The organism is Tsukamurella sp. USMM236 (assembly GCF_037148755.1).
GTDB lineage: Bacteria > Actinomycetota > Actinomycetes > Mycobacteriales > Mycobacteriaceae > Tsukamurella.
In genome coordinates, this window is the sequence record NZ_JBBCSS010000002.1 from 500,651 (window position 1) to 517,364 (window position 16,714).

A 16,714-nucleotide genomic window follows, 5' to 3' on the forward strand; every position below is an offset into this window, starting at 1 on the left:
CGTGACTGGACTAGGGATTCAGCCTACCGAGATAGCCGACACCGCGATGGCACCGCCGGGCAATTCCTGCAGTCGGGCGCGTCCGCCGAGCGCCTCGAGCTCGAGGACGACCGAGACGCGGTCGACGATCGCGCCCGCGCGCCGCAGCAGCGCGACCGCCGCCGAGACGGTGCCGCCGGTGGCGAGCACGTCGTCGACGATGAGGATCCGCTTGCCCTCCAGCGCGATGCCCTCCGCGGGGATCTCCAGCGCCGCGGAGCCGTATTCGAGCTGGTACTCCTCACGCAGCACGGGCGGCGGCAGCTTGCCGGCCTTCCGCACCGCGAGAGTGCCCACGCCCAGGCGCAGGGCCACGCCGGAACCCAGGAGGAAGCCCCGCGCGTCCAGCCCGGCCACCAGGTCGACGGTGGCGTCGCCGTCCGGCCCGCGACCGGCCGCCGCGAGTCCGTCGATGACGGCGGCGAGTGCGGCACCGTCGGCGAAGACCGGCGTGAGGTCCGCGAAGACCACCCCCGGCTCCGGGAAGCCGGCGACGTGCCGCGTGTGCGCGGCGACGGCCGCGCGGGCCGCGTCAGTCACGACGACGGCTGCGCTTGGTCTGCGGGCGGGCCGGCGCCTTGTCGAGCTGCACCGCGCCCGAATCCGTCGCGGCCACCGCGTCGGCGGTCTCCCCTGCCTCGGCGCGCGCCCGGCGGGCCAGCACCTTCTCGTTGTGCGCCTTGTACTGCGGGCGGCGCTCCTTGAGCGTGACCAGCAGCGGCGCCGCGAAGAAGACCGACGAGTAGGTGCCGACCACGACGCCGACCAGCTGGATCAGGCCCAGGTCCATGAGCGTGCCGACGCCGAGCATGCCGGCGGCGACGACCATCAGCGCGATGATCGGCAGCGCCGAGATCACTGTGGTGTTGATCGAGCGCATGAGCGTCTGGTTGATCGCGAGGTTCGCCTGTTCGGCGTACGTGCGCCTACTGGTGTTGAGCACGCCGCGCACGTTCTCCTCGACCTTGTCGAAGACGACGACCGTGTCGTACAGCGAGAAGCCGAGGATCGTGAGCAGGCCGATCACCGTCGCCGGGCTGACCTCGAAACCGGACCAGGCGTACACGCCGGCCGTGACCACCACGTCGAAGAACAGCGACGCGAGCGCGGCGAGCGCCATGTCCCACTCGCGGAAGCGGACGGCGATGTACACCGTGACCAGCACGAGGAAGACCGCGAGCGCCAGGAGTCCGCGCTGGGTGATCTGATCGCCCCAGGTCGAGCTCACGCCCGAGAAACTGATCGTGTTCTCGGCCGGCTTGCCGTCCTGCGCGGGCGGGTGGAAGGTCTCGAACAGGGCGTCCCGCGCCTGGGTGATCTGGTTGTTGCTCAGCTCGGACAGCGCCACCTGGTAGGTCTGCGCCGCGCCGGTGCCGGCGGTCTGCACGGCCGAGGGCTCGACGCCCGTCGCCTCGCGCACCGTCTCGCGCACCTTGGCCGTGTCGACCTGGGCGTTCCCCACGGGGAACGAGATCTGCGTGCCGCCCTCGAAGTCGATGCTGAACTTGAAGCCGGGGATCAGGATGCCCAGGATGGCGATCACGATGATGACACCGGTCGCGAGGTAGTACCGGTTGCGCTTGCCGACGATGTCGAAGGCGCCGGTGCCGGTGTAGAGCTTGGTGAAGAACGAGGCCTTCTTCTCGCTCTCGATGCTGGTGTCGGTCATGCGGACGCCTCCCCGGTGGTAGCTGCGGCGCGCTTGCGCTCACGGCCGATCGCGGCCACGGCGCCGAGGCCGTTCATCGACGGCTTGGCGAAGAACTCGGTCTTCGATGCGAAGTACACGAGCGGGTGCGTCACGAGGAAGACGATGACGACGTCGAGGATGGTCGACAGGCCGAGCGTGAAGGCGAAGCCCTGCACGTCGCCCACCGCCAACACGTACAGCACGACGGCGGAGAGCAGCGAGACCGCGTTGCCCGTCCAGATGGTGCGGCGGGCGCTCGCCCAGCCGCGTGGGACCGCGGACCGGAAACTCCGGCCTTCTCTGATCTCGTCCTTGATGCGTTCGAAGTAGACGACGAAGGAGTCGGCGGTCATGCCGATGCCGATGATGATGCCGGCGATGCCCGCGAGGTCGAGTGAGTAGCCGATCCACCGGCCCAGCAGCACGAGGAGGCCGTAGAGCAGGGCGATCGACAGCGCCAGCGACAGCGCGACGAGCACGCCGAGCGCGCGGTAGTAGGCCAGCGCGTAGATGAGCACGAGGACCAGGCCGATCGCGCCGGCGATGAGGCCGGCCTTGAGGGACTCGAAGCCGAGCGTCGCGCTCACGGTCTGCGCGGTGCCGGGCTTGAACGAGAGCGGCAGCGAGCCGTACTTGAGCACGCCCGCCAGGTCGCCGGCCGTCTGCTGGTTGAAGTCGCCCGTGATCTGGGTCTGGCCGCCGGTGATCGGGCCGTTGATGTTCGGCGCGGTGATGACCTGCGAGTCGAGGACGAAGGCGGCCTGCTTGCCGACGTTCTTCGAGGTGAAGTCCGCCCACACCCGGGAGGCCTCGCCGGTGAACTCAAGGGTCACGACGTACTGGACCTGGTTCTGCGGAATACCCGAGGAGGCGTTCTTGATCGACTGACCGTCGATGATCGCGGGGCCCAGCGTGTAGACGGCGCTGGGTTGCCCCTCCTTGCGCTCGTCGGGCCGATCGCAGGTGATGAGGGGCTTCGACGGGTCGTCGTTGCCGGCCAGCGGGTCCGACGGGGCGTTGCAGTTGAGGGTCTCGATCGCCTTCTTCTGCACCGCGGGGTCGGTCGACTGGCGCGTGGCGCGCGCCTCGTCGATCGCCTTCTTCGCGGCCGCCGGATCGGTCAGGTCGGGCGCGGGCGTGTTGACCGCGGGAGCCGCCTGCGTCGCCAGCACGGGGCGCACCTTGAGCTGGGCCGTCTGGCCGAGGGTGCGGGCCTGGTCGCCGTCGGAGCCGGGCACGGTGATGATCAGGTTCCGCCCGCTGATCTTGACCTCCGAGCCGGAGACGCCGAGACCGTTGACGCGCTTGTTGATGATGTCGCGCGCCTGCTCCATCTTCTCCGCCTCGGGCGCCTTCCCGTCGGGCGTGACGGCCTGCAGCACGACGGAGGTGCCGCCCTGCAGGTCGATGCCGAGTTTGGGCGTCGGCTCGCGGTCACCGGTGAAGAACACCAGCCCGAAGACCGCGATCAAGATCAGCCCGAAGGCGATGAGGAGCCGCGACTCGGTGCGGTCGCTGCTCGATGTTTTCCTGGCCACGGGCGGTTACGACTCCTCGGCGTGGAGAACTTCCCCGGCGGAGGTCCGCCGGAGAAGTTCGTCGGTGGTGACGGTGATGCGGGTCAGCGGTCCTCGGAGCGCTTGTCCAGGTCGATCTGGCCCTCGTCCTCGGTGATGGTCTCGATCGACGGAGCGTCGAGCTCCTCCGGGGTCAGGACCTTGGCGACGGCGCGCCGCACCCAGGTGGTGCTGATGCCGGGGGCGATCTCCAGGTCGATCGTGTCCTCGCCGAGGCCGACGACGGTGCCGTACAGGCCCGTGCTGGTCATGACCTTGGTACCCACGGTGAGGGCGGCCTGCATCTCCATGGTCTCGTTCATCTGCTTCTTCTGCTTCCGGAACTGGAAGAACATGAAGACGAGCATCAGGACGAGCAGAAGGGGCAGCAGCAAATTGCCCATGATTGGTTAATCCTCCGTGGTCGGGTCGCGGTAGGCCCGCATATGCGGCCACCCAGTGTTGAGCGGCACTCGGTGTTCCAGTGTTCCACATCTCGCGCGGGTCAGGCGGGACGGTGCACCACCAGCGGCAACACCACGGCCGCTCCGGCCTCCCGGAGCCGGGCCGCCGCGACGGTCACGGCCCAGCCCGTACCGGACTCGTCGACCACGAGGAGCACCGATCTGCCGCGGACCGCCTCCGCGGCGGGAGCGGCGTCGATCGCGTCCAGCCAGTGCGCGGCCTCCTGTGCCCCGGAGGCGTCGCGCCCGGGCGCCGGGCCGCGCGGCACCGGCAGGCTCACGCGGTCCAGCCGGCCCACCTCGGCGATGCGGTCGGCGACCGGCTCGACGGGGGCCGGGCGGTCGGTCAGCTGCAGGGAGGCGACGACCTCGGGCCGGGCGCGCCACTGGTCGCGCCACCGCGAGAGCGCCGCGACGGCGGCGTCGGCGAGGTCGGCGATCGCCTGGGAATCGCCGGAGCGCGCCGCCCCGACGGTGCCCGTCCACTCCGGGGCGTCCGCGAAGACCAGCACCCGGCCGGGCTCGGCCGCGAGGTCGGGCTGGATCCGGCCCTTGCGGCCCGCGACGCCGCCCGGCCACATCTTGCGCGGCTCGAGCACCTGGCTCTGGGAGCGCAGCGCCCCCGCGACCGCCCGCGCGGTGTCCGGCGGGACGGGCTCGCCCAGTCCGTCGGGGACGTGCCCGAGGCAGACCGAGCAGCGGCCGCAGGGCGCGGCCTCGGGATCGTCGAGCGATTCGGTGAGCAGCTGCATCAGGCAGCGCTCGCCGCGCGTGTAGGCCCGCATGATGTCCGCCTCTCGGCGGCGGGTGGCGACGATCCCGTCGTAGTGGGCGCCGTCGTAGTGCCAGGGCGCGCCGGTGGCGCGGTAGCCGCCCTCCACCCGCTCCACGGCGCCGTCGACCGCGAGCTGCTTGAGCATGAGGTCGATCCGGGTGCGCCGGATGCCGGTCGAGGCCTCGAGCGCGATGGCGGACTGCCCGCCCCCCGTCTCGTCGTCGGCGAGGGCCGCGAGCACGCGGTCCATCAGCTGCGGATCGGGAATGGTCGCGGTGGCGAAGTAGTCCCAGACGCCCGCGTCGGACTCCGACGGGAGCAGCGCGACGACGGCGTGGTCGATGGCGCGGCCGGCACGGCCGACCTGCTGGTAGTACGAGACCGGCGAGGGCGGCGAGCCGACGTGCACGACGAAGCCCAGGTCCGGCTTGTCGAAGCCCATGCCGAGCGCCGAGGTGGCGACGAGCGCCTTGATCTCGTTCGCGCGCAGCGCATCCTCGAGGCGGGCGCGGGTGTCCGGGTCGAGCTTGCCGGTGTACGCGGCCACGGGGTACCCGGGGCCGTGGACCGCGCGGATGCCGTCGACGAGCCGTTCCGCGTCGGCCACCGTCAGCGCGTAGACGATGCCCGAGCCGGGCAGGTCCGGCAGGTGCCGGGCGACCCACGCGTACCGGGTGATCGGCGCCAGCGCCGGCAGGACGTTGAGCTGCAGCGACCGGCGCGCGAGCGGCCCGCGGAGCACCAGCGTGGCGTCGCCGAGCTGGGCGGCCACGTCCTCGGTGACGCGGGCGTTGGCGGTGGCGGTGGTGGCCAGCACCGGGGTCTGCGGGTGCAGCCGGGTGAGGACGTCGGACACGCGGCGGTAGTCCGGCCGGAAGTCGTGGCCCCAGTCCGAGACCGCGTGCGCCTCGTCGATCACGAGCAGGCCGAGCGAGCCCTCGAGAGCGTCGAGCACGCGCCGCCCGAAGGACGGGTTCGCGAGTCGTTCCGGCGAGACGAGCAGCACGTCGATCTCGCCGGCGGCGAGCGCCGCCTCGATCGTGTTCCACTCCTCGAAGTTGGACGAATTCAGGGTGGCTGCGCGCAGGCCGGCGCGTTCGGCGGCGGCGACCTGGTCGCGCATGAGCGAGAGCAGCGGCGAGACGATGAGCGCGGGGCCCGCCCCCTCGGCCCGGCGCAACGCGGTGGCCACCCAGTACACGGCGGACTTCCCCCAGCCCGTGGCCTGCACCACGAGCACGCGCGCCGCGGGCTCGAGCAGCGCCGAAACCGCCGTCTCCTGGTCGTCCCGCAGCGCGGCGCCGGGCCCGGCGAGGGCCTCGATCACCCGCCGGGCCCGCTCCGCCCGTTCTCCCGTGAGCATTCGTTCCGTCATCGCCGCGACTCCCCTGATCGGTTGCACCCCGAGGCTAGACGGACCCACCGACACGCGCCGCCGCTGCGGTCCCGCAGCGACGCGATCGGCCTATTCGCCGTCCGGGGCCGCTCCGCGGTCGCCGGAGGCGCGCTCCCGTGCCTCCAGCTCCTCCATGAGGATCGGCGCGCCGACGTTGATCGAGTGCACGCCCACCGTGGTCGCGAGCTTGAGCACCTCGAGGATCTCGCGCGGCTCGACGCCCAGGTCGAGCGCCGCCCGCATGTGCCGGCGGACGCCCGGCGCGTAGAGGTGCGTGCAGGCCGCGTCGACCGCGATGCACAACAGCTCCACCACCTGCGGGGTGAGGACCCCGCCCCGGTAGGTGCTCATCGTGGTCCGCATGAAGGACTCCGTCCACTCCGGGTCGAGCTCGGCGACGCCGTCCCACATCGGATTCCAGTGACCGGCGTCGCGCATGGCGCCGACCACCGACTCCGTCACGACCGGCTCCCGGCGGCGACGAGCTCCGCGACCAGCTCGTCGATCAGCGGCCACTCGCCGTACCCCGACGCCGGGTTGAGGTGCCCGGCGTCGCCGAGGTCGACGAGCCTGCTCCCCCACGCCTCGGCCAGCCCGGCGGTCACTCGGTACCGCGCCAGCGGGTCGGTCCGGCTGGCGGCGACGACCGACGGGAAGGGCAACCGCCGCCGTGGGATCGGCTCCCAGCCGGCCGCGGACAGCTCCGCGGGCCGCGGGTGCGGTTCCGGCCAGTCGACCCCGAAGTCGGGGGGCGTCGCGAGCACCGCGCCCACCACCCGGCCGAGCTCGGGCGCACCGTCGGGCAGGGAGCGGATCCACCGCACCGCGGCGAGCACGCCGGCGCTGTGCGCCACCAGGACGACCGGGCCGTCGACGGCGGCGACGGTCTCCCCCAGCAGCCGGGTCCGCTCGTCGATCGAGTGCCAGTCCGCCTCGGCCGGGAAGGGCACCGTGACGGCGCCGTCGGTCCGGGCGGCGTACAGCTCCTGCCAGTGCGACGGTGCGCTCCCCCGCAGGCCCGGAACGATCACGGGCACGGGCCCGGTCACCGCGCCGGCTCCGCGTTCAGGGCCTGCAGCTTCGCGAGCCCGCGCGGGTGCAGCCGTTTGCCGAAGACCATGAACAGCACCGCGGGGACGTAGACGAGCGGGGCCAGCTGCAGCGCGCCCAGAAGGCCCATCCGGTCGGCGAGCGCGCCGATGAGGATGGGCGCGAGCGCGAGCCCGAGCAGGTTGTTCGCCAGCGTGAGCGTGCCCATGGCGGAGGCCTGCACCGAGCGGTGCGTCAACGAGGCGACCATGGCGGCCGCCGTGCCGGAGCTGCCCGCGGCGAAGAACGCACCGATGCCGAGGAGCACGAGTTGCGCGGTGCCCGTGGGCATCCGGAAGGCGATCATGAGCGCGACGAAGGCGATGGTGCAGTAGGCGATGCCCGCCGTCCACTTCCGCGTACCGTCACTCAGGCTGTACCGGTCGGCGAGGAAGCCGCACACGATCATTCCGGAGCCCACCAGCAGCACGAACATCGCCGCCGCGCCGCCGGCCTTGTCGACCGAGAGGTGGTAGGCCTCCTTGAAGTACGTGGGCAGCCAGGTCAGCATGACCGCGGCCATGAACATCTGCAGGCCGCTGCCGATGTAGGCGCACACGACGGGCGAGTTCGTGAACAGGCTCGACAGGGGGGCGCGGGCCACGCGGATGGGTTCCGCGTTCTCCCACGACGGTGCCGCGCCGGCCTCGTCGACCTGGTTCCGCTTGACGCGGGCCTCGGTGACCACGACCTTGAACACGGCGACGAGCAGCAGGCCGAGCACGGCCATCGCGCCGAGGGACCAGCGCCAGCCGAAGTGGACGGCGATGAGGCCGCCGAGTCCGGTGCCGACCATGGTGCCGAAGGAGCCGCCGGCCATGAAGGACGCGGAGAGCGCGGCGTGCACGCGGGGCGCGAACAGGCTGAGCACCAACGCGATACCGACGCTGCCGTACGCGGCCTCGCCGACCCCCACCATGAAGCGGGCGGCGAGGAGCTGTTCGTAGTTCTGCGCGAACGCGCACGCCAGCGTGGCGACGGACCAGATCACGGCCATGAGAACGAGGCTGCGGACGCGGCCCCAGCGGTCGGCCAGGATCGACACGGGCAGCGTGAGCACGCCGACCATGAGCGCCACCACGGAGATGAGCGAGCCCTGCTGGGCCTTGTCGAGGTGCAGTTCCTGCCCCAGCGGGACGAAGACCGCGGCGAGCACCTGGCGGGACATGTAGTCGGACAGGAGCAGTGCGAATGCGAGCGCGAAGACCACCCACGGGTAGATCCGCCGACGGGACCGCGCGGGTCCCGTCGGCGTACCGTCGGAGTCCTCGATGTCACCCGAGCGGGTGGTCATGAGGGCCATTGTCATTCATCCGTTCAGGCGTGCTGCGTGAATCCGAGCTGACCGAGCTGCCGGTTCGGCGCGTAGCCCAGCTTGGCGAGGGTCTCGTCGACGGAGCCGTACTGCTCGCCGATGTGGTAGATGTCGCGGGCCTCCTTGCCGGTGGCGACGTCGCGACCGAGCTCGTGGCTGATCCGCACCAGCTGCTTGACCTGGTCGACGGACTTGATCTTCTCGCCGGGACGGCCCCAGATGGTGTCCTCGTTGCCGCAGCGGGTGTGCAGGCCCATCGCGATGGCCATGGTGTTCACGGGGAGCACCGAGCGCATCAGGGTCTCGAGGGTGAGGATCGCGCCGTCGGGGACGCGGTTGATGAAATTCATGATGTTGTACGGGTTCGGGCCGTCGAAACCGCCGCCGATGCCGACCCAGGTGAGGTTGAGCGGGCCCATGTACTTGCCGCGGCGGATCAGGCGCTCCACGGTCTCCAGCTGTGGGATCGAGCTGAGCTGGAAGTGCGGCTGAATGCCGTTGGCGGTCAGGCGGCGCAGGTGCTCCTCGACCCACTCGGGTCCGGCGGGCACCGTCATCTCGCGGTAAGTGTCGTACAGCTCGGGGCGCTGCATGGAGGTGCCCTCGATGTCACCCTCGGTCATCAGCTCCATGATGTTCATCTGGCTGGTGTTGATGGCGATGGTGACCTGGTCGGGCTTGGGGTCGAGCTCGGCCAGCATGTGCCGGGTGTCGTCGGAGAGCCACTTGGCGTCGGCGCCCTCGCCCTCGGGGGCGAAGGAGATCGAGCCGCCGACCTGCAGGATCATGTCCGGCACGGCCTCGCGCAGGCCGGAGAGCAGCTCGTTGAACTTGGACAGCCGCTTGGAGCCGTGGCCGTCCTCCTCGCGGACGTGGATGTGCAGGACGGTGGCGCCGGCCTCGTAGCAGTCGACGGCCTGCTGGACGTGCTGCTCCATGGTGAGCGGCAGGTCCTCGCGGAAGTCGTCGAGCTCCCACTCGGGGCCGTACGGCGCGACGGTGATGACCTGCTTCTCCTGAACCTCGGGGAACAGGGCGTCGTCGTGGAAATGCATGATGGTTCTCCTCGTGCGTGGTTGTGGGGCTGGGTGTCTCGGTGTGTGGGGGTCAGTACGGGCGGTCGCCGACGATGCCGGCGCGCTCCATCCGGCGCACGGCCGGCCAGTAGTCCTGGACGGCGTAGTGCTGGGTGCAGCGGTTGTCCCAGATCGCGAAGCTGTCCGGGGTCCAGCGCCAGCGCACCTGGAACTCGGGCACGGCGGCCTGGCGCTGCAGGTACTGCAGGAGCTCGCCGGCGCCGGGCGCGTAGTCGAAGCCGAAGCGGACGTTCGCGTCGTTGTGGAAGTTCGTGAAGTGGGTCGCGAAGGAGTTGACGAACAGGATCTTCTCGCCGGTCTCCGGGTGCGTGCGCACGACGGGGTGCTCGGCGTCCGGGAACTTCGCGTGCAGGGCGTGCCGCTGCTCGATCGGCAGGCGCGCCCCGAAGCTGGATTCGAGGGAATGCCGTGCGCGCAGGCCCTCGATCCGCTCCTTGACCTCCGCGGGGAGGGCGCTGTAGGCGGCCACCATGTCGACCCAGATGGTGTCGCCGCCCACCTCGGGCCCCTCGACGCAGCGCAGGACGGACCCGAAGGGCGGGCACTCGCGCCAGGTGGCGTCGCAGTGGAAGGAGTTCTCGTACGCCTCGCGGTCGCTGTCGAGGTCCTTGTAGATGCGGACCAGGCCGGGGTGCTCGGGGTCGCTGCCCAGCACGGGGTGGTCCTCGAGGTCGCCGAAGCGCCGAGCGAGGGCGACGTGATCGGCGCGACTGATCGGCTGATCGCGGAAGAACAGGACCTTGTGCTCGACGAGCAGGGTGCGCAGCTCGGCGAACCGGGCTTCGTCGTGCGCCACCTCGGCGAGGTCCACGTCGGTGACTTCGGCACCGATGTGGGCGGTGAGGCGCTGGGCGCGCATGGTTCCGGTGGTCCGGGGGGCGGAGGTGACGGTCATGGTGCTGCCTGGTTTCTCGTTCTCGGAGTTCGGGTTCAGGGGAGAAGGATCGACGATCCGGTGAGAGCTCCGGACTCGAGCTCCTTGTGTGCGCGGGCGGCGTCGGCCAGCGGGTAGGTCTGCCCCACCTGGATCGTGATGCGGCCGGCCGCGATGTGGCCGAACAGCTCGCCCGCGAGGTCGGCCCGCTCGGCGGGGTCGGCGATGTAGTCGGCGAGTCCCGGCCGCGTGACGAACAGCGAGCCCTTGATGGCGAGCTGCATCGGGTCGATCGGCGGGATCGGCCCGGACGACGTCCCGAAGCAGACGAGCAGGCCGCGCTTGGCGAGGCTGTTCAGAGACGCTTCGACGGTGGCCGCGCCGATGCTGTCCAGCACGACGGGAACGCCCGCCCCGCCGGTCAGCTCGCGGACGCGCTGCGCGGTGTCCTCGCGGCGGTAGTAGATGATGTGGTCCACGCCGTTCGCGCGGGCGACCTCGGCCTTCTCCTCGGTGGAGACGGTGCCGATCACGGTCAGGCCCAGCAGCTTCGCCCACTGCGCGACGATCAGCCCGACGCCGCCTGCGGCCGCGTGCAGCAGGATCGTGTCGCCCTCGCGGTACGGGTGGATGCGCCGCATCAGGTACGCCGCGGTGAGGCCGCGCATCGTGCAGGCGGCGGCGGTGGTGAAGTCCACGCCGTCGGGCAGCTGGATCAGGTGCCGCGCCGGGAGCACGAACTCGGTGCTGTACGCGCCGAGCGGCGTTCCGGTGTAGGTGTACGTCACGCGGTCGCCGGGAGCGAAACCCTCGACGCCCGGTCCCACCTCCTCCACGACGCCCGACGCCTCGACGCCCATGCCGTTCGGCAGGGGCACCGGGTACAGGCCGGTGCGGTAGTAGATGTCCGCGAAGTTCAGGCCGATGGCGTGGTGCCGCACGCGCACCTCGCCGACACCGGGTGCGCCCACCTCGACGTCGTCGAGCCGCAGCACGTCGGGTCCGCCGGTCTCGTGGAAGCGGATCGCGTTCGCCATGTCGTGGATTCCTCTCGCCGGAGCGGTTCTCGGGATGTGATGCAGATGACAGTACGAGCGAAGTTCGGCGTAAACTGTTCCCTACGGGACGGATGACTATTCACATCGGGACACGGAGGTGATGGTGGTCACAGCCAAGCGACCCCTGGCGCGCTACGCGTCGCTGGCCAACTTCTCCGAGCTCACGCGCACCCTGGGCGCCGACCCGCGCCTGCTGCTCCGCGCGAGCGGGCTGGACCCGAGCGGCGTCACGGTCCAGGACCGCTGGATCCCGGCGGACGCGGTGAACGACCTGCTCGAACGCACCGCGGCGGTCACCGGGCGGGACGACCTGGGGCTGCGCCTCGCGGAGCTTCGGCGGCTGTCGCACCTCGGCCCGCTCAGCCTGGTGCTGCGGGAGGAGCCGGACGTCCGCAGCGCGCTGCAGGTCCTGATCCGGCACGAACGGATGTACAACGAGGCACTGCACACCCGGTTGTCCGTCGCCGACGGGATCGCCACCGTGCGCGTCGAACTCGACCTCGAGCGCCCCGCACCCGACCGGCAGGCCGTCGACCTCGCCGTCGGCGTGGTGTACGGCGTGCTGCGCGAGCTGCTCGGCCGGGACTGGACTCCCCTGTCGGTGTCCTTCGGCCATCCCCCGCCGGTGCGGGTCGAGACCGCGCGGCGGATGTTCGGCGGCGCCCTGCACTTCGACGCCGACCACAACGGGATCCGGCTTCCCGCGAGCGATCTCGACCACGCGACCGCGACCTCGGACCCGCAGCTGCGCGAGTACACCCGCAGGCTCCTCGACGGCGGCGACGCCCGCGGACGGGACGCGACGGCCCGCATCCGCGAGCTCGTCGACCTGCTGCTCCCCACCGGGCGGTGTTCCGCCGAGCAGGTCGCGCGCAGCCTCGGGGTGGACCGGCGCACCGTCCACCGGCGGCTCGCGGCCGAGGACACGACCTTCACCGAGGTCGTCGACGACGCCCGCGCCGCGCTGGCCCGACACCTGGTCGCCGGACGCACCTACTCGTTCGCCGAGATCGCCGGCATCCTGGCCTTCTCCAGCCCGTCGAACTTCTCCCGCTGGTTCCGCGGCCGGTTCGACACCACGCCCCGGCAATGGCGCGCCGCCGCGGCGGGCGGCGACCGATGAACGACGTCTCCCAGCAGGTGCACAGACCGCCCGCAGGGTAGCTCCAGCGCGGCGACCGAGGGTTGCTGCCATGACAACCGAGACCGCACCCGACCGCACGGTCGAGACCGGAGCCGCGCTGCCCGGTCGCTCCGGGACCCCCGTCCTCGACATCGTGATCCCCGTCTACAACGAGGCCCACACGATCGCGCACTGCGTGGAGACGCTCCGCGAGTACCTCGACGCCGAGCTCGACATCCCGGCGCGGATCACCATCGCCGACAACGCCAGCACGGACGACACCCTGCGCGTGGCGCACTCGCTCGCCGCCGCGATCGACGGCGTGCGCGTCGTGCACCTCGACGCCAAGGGGCGCGGCCGCGCCCTGCGCCGGGTGTGGGCGGATTCCGATGCGCGCGTCCTCGTGTACATGGACGTGGACCTCTCGACCGACCTCAGGGCGCTGCATCCCTTGGTCGCCCCCCTGCTCTCCGGCCACAGCGATCTCGCGATCGGCACCCGCCTCGGACGGGGCGCGAACGTCGTGCGCGGGCCGAAGCGCGAGCTCATCTCCCGCGGCTACAACCTGCTGCTGCACACCACCCTGCGCGTGCGGTTCTCCGACGCGCAGTGCGGCTTCAAGGCCATCCGCACCGACGTCGCCGGCGCGCTGCTGCCCCTGGTCGAGGACGGCGAGTGGTTCTTCGACACCGAGCTGCTGGTGCTCGCCGAGCGCGCCGGCCTGCGGATCCACGAGGTCCCCGTCGATTGGACCGACGACCCCGACAGCCGGGTCGACATCGTCGACACCGTGAAGAAGGACCTCAAGGGCGTGATCCGGGTCGGGCGGGCACTGGGCCGGGGCGCTCTCCCCCTCGACAACGTGCGCCGCGCCCTCGGCCGCGAGGAACCGCAGCTGGCGGGCGTGCCGCGCAACATGGTGGGTCAGCTGGCCCGGTTCGCCGCGGTCGGCGTGGCGAGCACCGTCGCGTACGCGATCCTCTACCTGATGCTGCACCCGCTGATCGGGGCGCAGGGCGCGAACTTCGCGGCCCTGCTGATCACGGCGGTCGGCAACATCGCGGCCAACCGCTCCTTCACCTTCGGTGTGCGGGGCCGGGAGGGCGCGGCGCGGCACCACCTGCAGGGCCTGGCGGTCTTCCTGCTCACGTGGGCGCTCACCTCCGGCAGCCTCACGGTCCTCGCTCATGTCGCCCCCGATGCCGGGCGCGGCGTGCAGCTCGCCGTGCTCGTGGTCGCGAACCTGGTCGCGACCGTGACGCGGTTCCTGGGCCTGCGCCTGATCTTCCGGTCGGCGACCTCGGCGAAGGCCGGGCTCCAGTGACCAAGAGCCGCGAGCGCATCGCGGTCGCCGTCCTCCTGGTGGGGACGGCGATCGCCTACCTGTGGTCGCTCGGCCGGGCGGGGTGGGCCAACGCCTTCTACTCGGCCGCCGTGCAGGCGGGCACCGTCAGCTGGAAGGCCATGTTCTTCGGCAGCTCGGACGGCGCGAACTCCATCACCGTCGACAAGCCGCCCGCCTCGCTGTGGGTGATGGAACTGTCCACCCGCCTGTTCGGCGTGAACTCCTGGGCGATGCTGGTTCCGCAGGCGCTGCTCGGCGTCGCGTCCGTCGCGCTCCTCTACGCGACGGTGCGCCGCCGCTCCGGCCCCGGCGCCGGCCTCCTCGCCGGCCTCCTGCTCGCCGTCACGCCGGTGGCGGCCATGATGTTCCGGTTCAACAACCCGGACGCCCTGCTCGTGCTGCTCATGATCGCCGCGACCTGGGCGATGCTGCGCGCCGTCGAGGACGGCCGGTGGCGGTGGCTCATCGCGTGCGGCGCCTTCGTGGGCCTGGGCTTCCTCACCAAGCAGCTCGCCGTGATGCTCATCGTGCCAGGGCTGGCGCTGACCTACCTGGTCGCCGGGCCACCGAAACTCGGCAAGCGCGTCGCGCAGCTGTTCGCCGCGGGCGCCGCGATGGTCGTCGCCGCCGGGTGGTGGCTGCTGACCGTCGAGCTGTGGCCCGCCTCGTCCCGGCCGTGGATCGGCGGCTCGCAGAACAACTCGATCCTCGAGCTCACGCTCGGCTACAACGGCCTCGGCCGGCTCAACGGGAACGAGAAGGGCAGCGTCGGGCCGGGCCGTGGCGGCATGGAGATGCCCGCGGGCTTCGAGCTCCCCGCCGGCATGGAGATGCCCGGGCACCGCGGAGGCGGGATGTTCGGCGACGCCGGCGTCCTGCGCATGTTCCAGCCCGAGCAGGCCGGACAGATCGCCTGGCTGCTCCCCGCGGCGTTGATCGCGATCGTCCTGGTGCTCGTCCTGCGCGGTCGTTCCCCGCGCACGGACGGTGATCGCGCCGCCGTGATCGCCTGGGGCGGATGGCTGCTCGTCACAGGGATCACGTTCAGCTTCATGGCGGGCATCTTCCACGCCTACTACACCGTGGCCCTGGCGCCCGCGATCGCGGCGCTGGTCGCGATCGGAGTGGCCGTGGGCTGGCGGGAGCGTGACCGGGCCTGGGTCCGCACGGTCGCGGCCCTCGCCGTCGCCGCGACGGGCGCGACGGCCTGGTACATCCTGGACCAGACACCGGAATGGAATCCGTGGCTGCGCTGGGCGATCGCCGTGGCGGCGGTCGCCTCGACGGTGGCGATCCTCGCGACCCTGCTCCCCGCGGTCGCGCGCACCCGGCGCCTCGCCGGGGCGATCGCCGCGACGGCCCTGTTCACCGCGCTCGCCGGTCAGGTGGCCTTCACCGTCGAGACCATCGCGACGCCGCGGCAGGGCGCCATCGTCTCGGCGGGCCCCTCGAGCGGGCACGGCTTCGGACCGGGCGGGGCCAAGGGCCGGATGGAGCGGCCCATCGGTGTCGGCGGTACGGCCGGCGGCACGCGGCCCGACGGTGCCCGCACCGGTGGGCCGGGCGGGGACGAGCGGGGCGGCGGACCGTCGTTCCTGATGGGCAGTACGGCCGGCCCCGAGGTGACCGCGCTCCTGCTCGCCGACGCGGACCGCTACACGTGGGTCGCGGCGACGATCGGCGCGAACGCCGCGGCGGGCTACCAGCTCGCCACGGAGAAGCCGGTGATGCCCATCGGCGGCTTCAACGGCACCGATCCCTCCCCCACGCTCGCGCAGTTCCAGGACTACGTGCGGGACGGCAGGATCCACTACTTCCTGGCCGAGTCCGGTGGCGGCTTCGGCGGCTTCGGCGGATCCGGGACGGCGGCCGAGATCCGGTCGTGGGTGGAGGCGACTTATCCGTCGCGGACCGTCGACGGGGTCACGGTCTACGACCTCACCGCGCCGAAGGCGTGATCAGTCGCGGCGCCCGGCCCAGCTGTCGGGCCGGGTGCCGTCGACGTCGGTGATCCCGTAGGCGGCGGCGAGCTCCGCGGAGCTGACGGACCGCTGGTTCCATCGATCCCGGCCGGGATCCGCCGCGAGCGCGGCGATCCCGCGGCCGACGAAGCGGGGCGACTCGGAGAATCCGAAGGCCGGCGGCGCGGTGGGTCGGCCCGGACGCTCCGCGAGGGCGGTCCGCCAGTCCTCCTCGGTGACCCCGTAGGCGTCGAGCATCATCTCGGAGCGCAGCCATCCCGGGGTCACTGCGACCGCGGCCGCGCCGTACTCGGCGAGCTCGTGCCCCTGGGAGAAGGCGAGCCTGTTCACCGACGCCTTGGCGAGGTCGTAGAAGACCGAGATCCGGTACGTGTCGGCGTTGAAATCAGCGGTCCCGTCGGTGATCTCCACGAGCGATCCGCCGGGGCGCTCGATGAGGAGCGGTGTCAGGAAGTGGGCGGTCACGATGTGCGTCTCGACGGCGAGGCGGAGCAGGCGCAGCCCGGCATCGAGGTCCTGTCGCCACAGCGGCGTGTTCCACGTCGGCGGCGGCCCCTTGAGCAGCTCGCCGCCCCAGATGTCGTTGACCAGCACGTCGATCCGCCCGTACTCGGCACGCAGGCGGTCCGCGAGGCGGGAGACCTGCTCGTGATCGAGATGGTCGACCTGCACCGCGACGCCGGTGCCGCCGAGCGCGTCCACGAGCTCGGCCGTCTCCTCGATCGTCTCCCGCCGCGGGTAGTCGGAGGTGATCGACGGGTCGCCGTCGCGGCTGCTGCGGCCGGTGCACACGACGGTCGCGCCCCGTTCCGCGAGGCCTGCGGCGATGCCGCGGCCGGCGCCGCGCGTCGCCCCGGCGACGACCGCCACGCGGCCTCGCAGGTCCTTCCCGACCGGGTCCACCTCCCCTG

Annotated in this window: 15 protein-coding genes; 3 read left to right on the forward strand and 12 right to left on the reverse strand. The window is 71.8% G+C overall.

What is annotated here, in order from left to right; all coding sequences use genetic code 11:
• Window positions 1-18 precede the first annotated feature (18 nt).
• From WFK95_RS08280 to WFK95_RS08330, 11 genes are all read right to left on the reverse strand, one after another.
• On the reverse strand, window positions 19-579 hold the full coding sequence (locus tag WFK95_RS08280) for an adenine phosphoribosyltransferase (RefSeq protein WP_224644992.1): 561 nt from the start codon (window positions 577-579) through the stop codon (window positions 19-21).
• Window positions 572-1,708: a protein translocase subunit SecF gene (secF, locus tag WFK95_RS08285; protein WP_336670422.1), complete on the reverse strand. Its 1,137-nt coding sequence runs from the start codon at window positions 1,706-1,708 to the stop codon at window positions 572-574. The genes WFK95_RS08280 and secF overlap by 8 nt, the downstream gene beginning before the upstream one ends.
• Window positions 1,705-3,267 carry a protein translocase subunit SecD gene (gene secD, locus WFK95_RS08290; protein WP_224644990.1) on the reverse strand — a complete coding sequence of 521 codons (1,563 nt, stop codon included), beginning with the start codon at window positions 3,265-3,267 and terminating at the stop codon, window positions 1,705-1,707. Before secD ends, secF begins: the two co-directional genes overlap by 4 nt.
• 83 nt (window positions 3,268-3,350) lie before the next feature.
• Window positions 3,351-3,689 carry a preprotein translocase subunit YajC gene (gene yajC / locus WFK95_RS08295; RefSeq protein WP_224644989.1) on the reverse strand — a complete coding sequence of 113 codons (339 nt, stop codon included), beginning with the start codon at window positions 3,687-3,689 and terminating at the stop codon, window positions 3,351-3,353.
• 101 nt (window positions 3,690-3,790) lie between these two features.
• Entirely contained in the window at window positions 3,791-5,899 is a 2,109-nt protein-coding gene (locus WFK95_RS08300) for a RecQ family ATP-dependent DNA helicase (protein ID WP_336670423.1), read from the reverse strand.
• Between the two features lie 90 nt (window positions 5,900-5,989).
• Window positions 5,990-6,358, reverse strand: coding sequence for a carboxymuconolactone decarboxylase family protein (locus WFK95_RS08305; RefSeq protein ID WP_336670720.1), 369 nt, complete (start codon window positions 6,356-6,358; stop codon window positions 5,990-5,992).
• A 20-nt stretch (window positions 6,359-6,378) separates the two neighbouring features.
• The gene (locus tag WFK95_RS08310) at window positions 6,379-6,969 is read right to left on the reverse strand and encodes an RBBP9/YdeN family alpha/beta hydrolase (protein ID WP_336670424.1); all 591 of its coding nucleotides are present in this window, start codon (window positions 6,967-6,969) and stop codon (window positions 6,379-6,381) included.
• Entirely contained in the window at window positions 6,966-8,312 is a 1,347-nt protein-coding gene (locus tag WFK95_RS08315; protein WP_443081535.1) for an MFS transporter, read from the reverse strand. Before WFK95_RS08315 ends, WFK95_RS08310 begins: the two co-directional genes overlap by 4 nt.
• Before the next feature lie 14 nt (window positions 8,313-8,326).
• The gene (locus WFK95_RS08320) at window positions 8,327-9,379 is read right to left on the reverse strand and encodes a 3-keto-5-aminohexanoate cleavage protein (RefSeq protein ID WP_336670426.1); all 1,053 of its coding nucleotides are present in this window, start codon (window positions 9,377-9,379) and stop codon (window positions 8,327-8,329) included.
• 52 nt (window positions 9,380-9,431) lie between these two features.
• On the reverse strand, window positions 9,432-10,316 hold the full coding sequence (locus WFK95_RS08325; protein WP_336670427.1) for a TauD/TfdA dioxygenase family protein: 885 nt from the start codon (window positions 10,314-10,316) through the stop codon (window positions 9,432-9,434).
• Window positions 10,317-10,351: 35 nt separating this feature from the next.
• The gene (locus WFK95_RS08330; RefSeq protein ID WP_336670428.1) at window positions 10,352-11,332 is read right to left on the reverse strand and encodes a quinone oxidoreductase family protein; all 981 of its coding nucleotides are present in this window, start codon (window positions 11,330-11,332) and stop codon (window positions 10,352-10,354) included.
• 121 nt (window positions 11,333-11,453) lie between these two features.
• Between WFK95_RS08330 and WFK95_RS08335 the strand changes: the two genes are divergently transcribed.
• The 3 genes from WFK95_RS08335 (at window position 11,454) to WFK95_RS08345 (ending at window position 15,779) form a co-directional block, all read left to right on the forward strand.
• Entirely contained in the window at window positions 11,454-12,476 is a 1,023-nt protein-coding gene (locus WFK95_RS08335) for an AraC family transcriptional regulator (RefSeq protein WP_336670429.1), read from the forward strand.
• A gap of 70 nt (window positions 12,477-12,546) precedes the next feature.
• Window positions 12,547-13,800 carry a bifunctional glycosyltransferase family 2/GtrA family protein gene (locus WFK95_RS08340; protein WP_336670430.1) on the forward strand — a complete coding sequence of 418 codons (1,254 nt, stop codon included), beginning with the start codon at window positions 12,547-12,549 and terminating at the stop codon, window positions 13,798-13,800.
• Window positions 13,797-15,779, forward strand: coding sequence for a glycosyltransferase family 39 protein (locus WFK95_RS08345; protein WP_224644980.1), 1,983 nt, complete (start codon window positions 13,797-13,799; stop codon window positions 15,777-15,779). Before WFK95_RS08340 ends, WFK95_RS08345 begins: the two co-directional genes overlap by 4 nt.
• Here WFK95_RS08345 and WFK95_RS08350 read toward each other — a convergent pair whose 3' ends face one another.
• Window positions 15,780-16,706, reverse strand: a complete 927-nt coding sequence (locus tag WFK95_RS08350; protein ID WP_336670431.1) for an SDR family oxidoreductase — start codon at window positions 16,704-16,706, stop codon at window positions 15,780-15,782. It lies immediately after the preceding gene.
• Window positions 16,707-16,714: the final 8 nt, after the last annotated feature.

Excerpts from the sequence above, each read along its gene's own strand:
- secF (WP_336670422.1), bottom strand. The coding sequence starts at position 1,708 with ATGACCGACACCAGCATCGAGAGCGAGAAGAAGGCCTCGTTCTTCACC.
- yajC (WP_224644989.1), bottom strand. The coding sequence starts at position 3,689 with ATGGGCAATTTGCTGCTGCCCCTTCTGCTCGTCCTGATGCTCGTCTTC.
- WFK95_RS08300 (WP_336670423.1), bottom strand. The coding sequence starts at position 5,899 with ATGACGGAACGAATGCTCACGGGAGAACGGGCGGAGCGGGCCCGGCGG.
- WFK95_RS08305 (WP_336670720.1), bottom strand. The coding sequence starts at position 6,358 with ATGCGCGACGCCGGTCACTGGAATCCGATGTGGGACGGCGTCGCCGAG.
- WFK95_RS08315 (WP_443081535.1), bottom strand. The coding sequence starts at position 8,312 with ATGGCCCTCATGACCACCCGCTCGGGTGACATCGAGGACTCCGACGGT.
- WFK95_RS08320 (WP_336670426.1), bottom strand. The coding sequence starts at position 9,379 with ATGCATTTCCACGACGACGCCCTGTTCCCCGAGGTTCAGGAGAAGCAG.
- WFK95_RS08325 (WP_336670427.1), bottom strand. The coding sequence starts at position 10,316 with ATGACCGTCACCTCCGCCCCCCGGACCACCGGAACCATGCGCGCCCAG.
- WFK95_RS08330 (WP_336670428.1), bottom strand. The coding sequence starts at position 11,332 with ATGGCGAACGCGATCCGCTTCCACGAGACCGGCGGACCCGACGTGCTG.
- WFK95_RS08335 (WP_336670429.1), top strand. The coding sequence starts at position 11,454 with ATGGTGGTCACAGCCAAGCGACCCCTGGCGCGCTACGCGTCGCTGGCC.
- WFK95_RS08340 (WP_336670430.1), top strand. The coding sequence starts at position 12,547 with ATGACAACCGAGACCGCACCCGACCGCACGGTCGAGACCGGAGCCGCG.